The sequence below is a fragment of the Candidatus Babeliales bacterium genome (genome assembly GCA_035944115.1).
Lineage (GTDB): Bacteria > Babelota > Babeliae > Babelales > Vermiphilaceae > DASZBJ01.
In genome coordinates this window covers 1-7,207 of the sequence record DASZBJ010000011.1, presented here as the reverse complement: position 1 = coordinate 7,207, position 7,207 = coordinate 1, and the positions used below count along the sequence as shown (strand labels likewise).

6 protein-coding genes are annotated in these 7,207 nt (G+C 38.9%); 1 reads left to right on the top strand and 5 read right to left on the bottom strand.

The annotated features are described in order from the left end of the window. Positions 1-178: 178 nt before the first annotated feature. From VGT41_00705 to ruvB, 5 genes are all read right to left on the bottom strand, one after another. Positions 179-562 carry a hypothetical protein gene (locus VGT41_00705; protein HEV2600792.1) on the bottom strand — a complete coding sequence of 128 codons (384 nt, stop codon included), beginning with the start codon at positions 560-562 and terminating at the stop codon, positions 179-181. Positions 563-573: 11 nt separating this feature from the next. Next, entirely contained in the window at positions 574-3,024 is a 2,451-nt protein-coding gene (locus VGT41_00700; GenBank protein HEV2600791.1) for an EndoU domain-containing protein, read from the bottom strand. Between the two features lie 261 nt (positions 3,025-3,285). Beyond that, positions 3,286-4,179 (bottom strand): YicC/YloC family endoribonuclease, encoded by an 894-nt coding sequence (locus tag VGT41_00695; protein HEV2600790.1) that lies wholly within the window; start codon positions 4,177-4,179, stop codon positions 3,286-3,288. A gap of 10 nt (positions 4,180-4,189) precedes the next feature. Then, positions 4,190-4,906: a YebC/PmpR family DNA-binding transcriptional regulator gene (locus VGT41_00690; protein ID HEV2600789.1), complete on the bottom strand. Its 717-nt coding sequence runs from the start codon at positions 4,904-4,906 to the stop codon at positions 4,190-4,192. Between the two features lie 131 nt (positions 4,907-5,037). Next, complete coding sequence (gene ruvB / locus VGT41_00685) at positions 5,038-6,060, bottom strand: Holliday junction branch migration DNA helicase RuvB (GenBank protein ID HEV2600788.1); 1,023 nt, start codon at positions 6,058-6,060, stop codon at positions 5,038-5,040. A 201-nt stretch (positions 6,061-6,261) separates the two neighbouring features. Between ruvB and VGT41_00680 the strand changes: the two genes are divergently transcribed. Beyond that, positions 6,262-7,083, top strand: a complete 822-nt coding sequence (locus tag VGT41_00680; protein ID HEV2600787.1) for a hypothetical protein — start codon at positions 6,262-6,264, stop codon at positions 7,081-7,083. Positions 7,084-7,207: the final 124 nt, after the last annotated feature.

Below are 7,207 nucleotides of genomic sequence, written 5' to 3'. Positions count from 1 at the left end.
ATTAAAATTTTGCTCCAAGCCACTTCGTTGATATACTCTTTTTTCATGATAGTGCCGATTTTTTGAAGATGTTCAGTCTAAAACTTTCGGTGCTATCATACCTCAAAAAATCATATCTTTAAAAACTCAACAGAACCTAATTTAAATCTGGCAATTTGCACGTTTAATCTCTTTACAACTATTCTTGCGAAGGTGCATTTCGTCCCTCTAAAATGTACGAATCGTTTTTTTTAAAGATAATTATTTCTGCCGGTCGCAATTTAACAAGCGCTTCCCATTGATCAAGGATTGAAAGGAATTCCTGTTGAGACATTTTTATATATGGTTCAAAATCATCATCATACTGGCATGCAAGTAACACGTCATTACCTTCTTTCTCAAGCATAATATAATTACCTCCTGTTTCTATCTCGTGAGGATTGTTTATGAATTCTCTATATGAAGATGTCTCATACCAACTAACATCATCAGTAAGAAATCCTGCTAAAATCCAAAAGTTATCTTTACTTTGTTCGGCAGGAAAATAAGAACCATCACTTAACTTAAGTCTTGCAATTTTCATCTGCAATCTATTCAACCCCTTAAAATCGGATATGCTGTCACCAGTTCGCCTGTTTTTTCAAAAACAGTCTTAATTTTAATGCCATCACTGGTCAAGCCAATGTATGCCCAACGGTTACCATCTAATATAGGCATCTCACTTGGATTCAATAAAGACTCCTGGATTTTTTTCATCACTTTTGAGCGTGACCATGAAGAAGGAAACAATGTTTTACCACGCTTTGTCTGTCCTAAACAATCAAGTGTTCCCTTTACAACGCCCGTCACCTTATCAACAATAGGATTCTTGATAAGGTGACTCATTTTATTCCCTAAATCATGGTGAAAACCCTGTATTATAGTATCAACTATTCCAGTTTTTTTCATCTTCTCTGTAATTTCAACACCAAAAATATGTTTGAGTGCTCTTGCCGTAATTTTAACATTTTTAAAACCCATTACACCGGTATACTCCTTACCAATTTTTAATGCGTCTTTAAAGTGTAAGAACAATACCAATATTTCCTTTTCTTTATAGAGCATATAACTAACTTTACGAGCCAGGTAGGTTGACGGAACTTTTGTAATTTGACCAGCAACACCACCAACCGCCTGCCCTACTACCTTCACTGTATCCGCTGCTTGCTTAAATAATTGAGTAGTTGTAGCAGCGCCTTCTGCAACGATAATTTCAGCAACCCCTGCAATCGCTGGCACCTCTCCAGTACGTTCGATTGCTTGTATAACAGGAATAAGTTGCTTGTGTGTTGTTGTATAGAATGTATACAGAGCGCCTAAACATTTTTTAGTGAGAAAGGCATCCACTACCATTGCAGTCCCTTCACGCGCAACAGTTTGCAAAGGTACTTTTTGTATTTTATCTGCAAGAGCAGTTGCAACCGCTCCTATATTTTTAGCAGCTTGCGTAAAATATTTCTCCGCAGCCCCTTTATCAGTCTCACATGCAACGAGCACATCACATAATTCATAAAGCACTCTCCCTGCATGCCACATACCATTTTTTACGAGATGTCCAGTATTGCTCGCCATATTAAATATGGTACCAAAGGGATCTTGTGCCGCGTCATAAACTTTATATGTACCGTCACATAGTCCTTGCGCTACGCCGATTGAACAATCTAAAAAACTCCAACAACAATCGATCAGTATTAATGCTTGTTTAACATGCCCAGCATGATTATATTCTGCTGAAACTGACGCCACATCGACAACCGTATCAGTAAAAAAAATTACTGATGGGTCTTGCAAATGTTCATACTTAGAGCTAATTGCTGCAGCTTGATCCACAATCATAATTATTTCTTGATGGAAACATTGTTGAATAAGTGATCCCTCGCATTGTCTAAAAACATCGGGATTCAGATTGTGACCTTGTAAAAAACTATCGAGCTGTGGCGATACATTATACGTTTTTGTACTCAAACAATAACTGTTTTTTTCTGCCTTTATGATCGCTTCACTGCGCAGAATAAAACGCTCTTCTTGCAGATCATCATCCCATCTTCCGCATGTAACTTCAAAATCATATTCCTCTGCACATTCATGCATATATTCTGCATAATACCGTAAACGTTCTTGCATTGGTGCATGCAATAATTGTCTCGCTTCATCTCTACGAGCTTCCTCTTCTTGTTCTCGTTTTTTACGATCTGCTCGTTCATCCTCAGCTTGCTCATACAGTGACTGTACAACATCAGGAAATGTTTCATAAAAGAAACCAGGAAATTTTTTCCACCATCTTTTTTTAGCGTAATTGTCATCGCACACAGATTTGTGCAACTGCTCTATAAATGGTTCATAGTGAGAAAATGTTTTTATATATGAGCGAAAGCCCTCAAACTGATAGAGATGATATTCTGATAAAATCGCTTCTTGATCTACTTGCGAAAGTAGCGCGTTATCATCATGATCTTGATTACCTCTTTTAATAATTTGTAGGGCATCATTTTGAAAATCTTTTTCTTTCCATTCGTTATACTGATTAACAAATTCCTTCTCTACTCTGGTGTTTGTGATGAATCCTTGTATTTTTTTTAGTAAAAACCATCCTAATCCCACGACGTCAATACCAACACTGAAATTGCCAAAGACGGCTTTCAATATCCCGTTCTGTATATGTATCCCGTCATCTTTTTCTGGTGATGGATTTGATAAAAAAGAGTGTACGCTGTTTTTGAGATCAAGATTTTCTGTAGTTGGAGGAATATGTAGTGAAGGTGCCGACGATACTTTACCATCTGGTGATGCTTGTAAATATGTTTGACGAGCAACTGTTTCTGTTACAACACACGCCAACACACAATAAGGAGATGCTATTTTCCCTTCTGCGTAATATTGCTTTTCTATATATACGCAATACAGATCAATGGTAACCGTTTGCTGCATAACCTCTTGCGATGTCAGGCCAAAACAACGGGTGAATGAAAGGAAAAACATAAGGAAATAAGAACTGAATTTCATCATTACTTGCTCTCTCTTTTTTGCTATTTTATATGTTCATTGCATGCTTCATCATGGAATATATAAAAAAAATTGCAGTATTTCTACTGCAATAAATCTTGGATGCACCACGAAGGGTGCTTTAAAAAAGTGATAATGAACTTGTTTAAATATTTCTTTATTAACCTGGATCGCCACGCACGCCAATGGCGGCTCGCGAAGACGATCGTAAAGCTTCTGTCTTCGGTTAACTTTCATAGCGGGCGAGAATTTTCGTATCAGCCCTCAGACAATATTCTGAATCTGCTCACGAGATTTTTCTAGTTCCACTTTAATGTTAATCGCATGTGATGCAATGGTTGCATCAGAGCATTTTGCAGCGATCGTGTTTATTTCACGCCCCATTTCTTGTAGGGTAAAATCTAACCGTTTTCCGACTTCAATCTGGGAGGAGGTGAGCTGTGTGATGAAGTTTTTTAAATGAGTTTTAAAACGAACGATTTCTTCATTAATATCCATTTTATCAAGTAGGGCGTATGCTGCTTGTTTTTGGATGTCGGCTTGCATCGATTCATTCTCTATTGTTTGTTGTACGGCGGTTTGGACTTTTTCTTTTTGTGTTTTCATTAATTCGCCGGACGTGATTTCGATGCGCGCAAGTTCTTGTTCCATGATGGAGATACGGCTTTCTACGTCTTTTTTGAGTGCCATACCTTCTTTTTCTTCTGCTGCAATCAGTTCTTGAATGAGCTCGGTGATGTTGCTCATGATAGTTTGTTTTGTTGTTTCATCAATCGATTGTTCTTCGGTCGCAAATACATTTGGAAGTTGCAGCAAATCAGAAAGAGAAAGATCTCCAGAGATTGGGTAGTTCTGTTTAATTTGTTCAATTGCTTTTAGGTAGTCTTTGATGATCGGTAAAGATGGCTCAACCGCAGCTTTAAAAAACGCTTGGTTGCTTGCGTAAATAGTAATATAGATGTGCCCACGCAGGAGATGGCTTTTCAATAATTTTGTGATATCAGTTTCTAAGTTATTCAGTTGATACGGCAGTTTACAGCTTACTTCAAAATAACGTGAATTAAGTGATTTAATACTTATCGACAATGTTGTTTTATTATTATCGGCAACTACAAGTGGAAACACTCGTGAACTGAAGCCGGTCATACTGCGTATCATAGTATCCTTTTTATTCTAAATTAGTATAAACATTTTGAACATCTTCATGATCATCAAGTTCAGTTAAAAAATCGTATACTTTTTGTGCTTGTTCTTCAGGAAGCGAGATCGTTGATTTTGCTATCCATTCAAGTTCAGCTTCTTCAACTTTAAGCCCTGCACTTATTACCGCCTGACGCACTTTGTCTACTGATTTTGAATCACATTGTATAGAAAAAAGTTGTTCATCTTTGCTGATATCTTCAATGGGATAATCGAGTAGTTTTTCAAGCAATTCATCTTCGGTCATATTGGATCCTGTTGCGCGAATGACACCGCGTTGTTCAAACATCCAGTTTACTGATCCAGATTCACCGAGTGATCCACCATGGCGAGAAAACAAGCGACGCATATCAGCAGCAATACGATTTTTGTTATCAAAAAGGGTGTCTACCATAACGGCAATACCATGAGGAGCATATCCTTCATAGGTATGCGATTCATATTGAGCACCAGGGAGTTCGCCCGTTCCTTTTTTAATAGCCCGCATAGTATTTTCAAGCGGCATATTAATTTCTCGTGCTTTTTCCATTAGGAGTCGCAGTCGTGCATTTCCTGCCGGATCGCCACCACCTTCGCGCGCGCAAACGGTAATTTCTTTGGTAAGTTTGGTAAACGCTTTACCGCGTTTTGAATCTTCTTTTGCTTTTTTATGCTTTATATTTGCCCATTTTGAATGACCAGCCATGCTGATTACCTCGTAGATACTGAAATAATTGATTATTGCTATTTAATACTATCTTAGTATGGGTAGGATATCATCCTTACACAGCTCTGTCGATACATCGTGTGGTGTAATTAATCAGATTTGTTTTGTCTTTATAAGAAGCTGTCTTGTCCCAAAAACTGTTTTTTGAAAAAAGGCAGCTTTTTGTGAGGAATCTGTCTGCCGCGGGATGTTTTCTCTAAATATCCCATACGTAAAAGATATGGTTCGTATACCGCTTCGATAGTGTCTTTATCTTCACCAACGATTGATGCAATAGTTTCTAGTCCCACCGGGCCACCATTAAAATGTTCAAGAATGGTGCGTATAATCATGGTATCAACAAGTGTTAAACCGTTTTGATCGAGTCCTAAAAAAGCGAGGGCTTGTTCAACAATCTCTTGCGTGGCGATGTTATTATTGTGGACTTGTGCAAAATCTCGCACTCGACGGGTAATTTTTTTTGCAATACGCGGCGTTCCGCGTGCACATTGTCCAATACGTAATGCTGATGAGTGATCAAGGGTCATAGTAAGATGAACAGCGTTTTGTAATACTATTTTTGCAAGTTCTTCGTCTGTATAAAAATCTAATCGTTCAGTAATACCAAATCGTGATCGCAGAGGTGCGGATATCATACCACTTTTTGTCGTAGCCCCAACGAGAGTAAAGGGATTTATCGGGAGATTGACTGATTTTGCACCAGCCCCTTGTCCAATGATGATATCAACGCGGAAATGTTCCATTGCGCTATACAGCACCTCTTCTACGGTAGTGCTCATGCGGTGGATTTCATCAATAAATAAAATATCACGTGGCTCTAGGCTAGAAAGAATTGCCACTAAATCACCGGTGCGTTCCATCATAGGCCCACTGCACAATTTAATATCAACGCCCATAATATGTGCCATGATTTGCGCAAGAGTAGTTTTTCCAAGCCCCGGGGGTCCAAAGAGCAGCAAATGATCAAGCGCTTCGTTACGCATTTTTGCTGCCTGCGTATAAACCGTTAATTTTTTTTTAAGTTCTTCTTGGCCAAGGTATTCATCAAATGAAGTGGGAGTAAATTCATATGTTTGCTCGACGGTAGGTTCATTGAGTTTGAGAATATCAATAAGGCCTGACATTTCTTCCATAGGGATCTTTATGGTAATTATATTTTTGTTTCTAAGCATTGCTTATTTTTTTTTGTTTGAAAAGGGAAATGTAGCCAAAAGATAAAAGATGCGCGTGCGGCCACATGTTTGCGGCAGGTTGATCCTGTTTGTTGATTGTCATCATCCTAATTAATTATAATTAATGCAATATGTATAATCTATTGAAAAAAGGGGTAATTGATGAAAAGGAGCATGACGCGTATTGTAGGGCTTTTTTTAGCAATGATAATGGTTCCAAATCCATTTTATGCAGCAGAGGAACCAGGAGAAGAAGAAGTCAAAGAGCAACGGGGCGTATTTGAAGAGGAGCAACGTGAGGCAGGGCTTAGGGCTGAACAAACAGAGCGCGATGCACGGATTGCTCAGGAGTTAGCAGCGCAGGAACGTGAGGAGATGGAACAAGCTGCAATAGCTCGTATACGGGCCATGCAGGCAGAGGATAAGAAAGAGTTGGACGAGCTGCTCAGAAGACAATCCACAAAACCAGTTAGCCAAGACACAGTTCAAGAATTATCACGTCTTAGTCGGAGAGGTGGTCAAGCGCAACGGACTGCACTTGGTCATGGATCGATGCGTCAAATGATTGGAGCTTTTGATTCTGTATGGTCTGATCGCAGACTAATGAGAGACGTTGGCAATACAGTAGCGTCTTTAGCCGTTTCAGTAGATGGTCGGTATTTGGTTGTAGGTACGAGTGATGGTGCAATTGAGATTTGGGATACGCATGTGTGGGGGCAGCCAATGAAAGTTATAGACTCGGCTCAACAAGAGTCTATTGATTATATTACTTTCTCTGCAGATGGCCGCTATTGTGCCTGTGGATCTCGTTTGGGTAAAATTACTGTCTTTACGGTGACTGATTGGAAGATGGTGCTAATAGTTTTAAATAGGGATGTGGTTATAGGGAGATCACAAGGTGATTTTCTTAGTGCGCTCACCTTTACAGCCGATAGTCGTTATTTGCTGAGCGGATTATCAAATAGGACAATAGACCTCTTCTGAAACCATAAAATTTATGGCATACTCATGATCTGTTTATATAAAAAAAGGTTATGAGAACATGAAATATGAAAAATTAAAATCATCATCAGAGGCACAATTTCGCAGAGTAACTGGGGTCAAGCGC